We start from the raw sequence: 810 nt of genomic DNA on the forward strand, positions 1-810 counted from the left end.
AGATTATGCCAAGACGTTCATTTGATAAAGCATTTAAAATCGCCGCTGTAAAACTGGTAACTGAAGAAGGATTTTCTGTTAAAGAAGTTAGCCTACAGCTAGAAGTTCACGCTAATAGCTTGTATCGATGGGTTCAAGAAGTTGAAAAATATGGAGAAAGTGCGTTCCCTGGAAAAGGGAGCGCACTTTTTGATGCCCATTATGAAATAAAGAAACTCGAACAAGAAAATCGTTATCTAAGAGAGGAATTAGACTTATTAAAAAAGTTCCAGGTCTTCTTGAAGCCAAACAAGAAGTAAGATTTCAGTACTTAAAAGAACACAAAAATGAGTTGAATATCCGGAGAGCTTGCCAGACATTGAACGTTTCAAAAGCTGGTTTTTATGAGTTCCTTAAAAGAAAACCATCCAAAAGAAAAAAAGAGAATGAACTCTTGAAAGAAGAAATCGCTACTATTTTTCAGGAACATCATGGAAGATATGGAGCGATTCGCATAACAAAAGTATTAAATAAAAAAGGAATTCTTGTTAATCGAAAACGTGTAGGAAAGCTTCTTCATCAACTTGGTCTTTATGCTAAAGGCAGTACCTATAAATACAAGTATTATAATCGAAAGTCGCCCTCTCTTTCACAACCCAATCTTATTAATCAAACGTTTAAGGCAACAGAAAAAAATAAAATTTGGTTAGGAGACATTACCTACATTCCTCTGAAAGAAGGAACACTTTATTTATCTGTATTTATTGATGTCTGTACGAGAAAGATTGTTGGATGGTCTATGTCACCTAGAATGAAAGATCAATTAGTTGT

Annotated in this window: 1 pseudogene; it reads left to right on the top strand. The window is 34.2% G+C overall.

Annotated features, from left to right (window positions below):
* Positions 1-5: 5 nt before the first annotated feature.
* Positions 6-810: pseudogene (locus tag FJU10_RS18940) on the top strand (IS3 family transposase); the annotation flags it as partial.

Source organism: Enterococcus sp. OL5 (genome assembly GCF_006491895.1).
Taxonomy (GTDB): Bacteria; Bacillota; Bacilli; order Lactobacillales; family Enterococcaceae; genus Enterococcus_D; species Enterococcus_D innesii.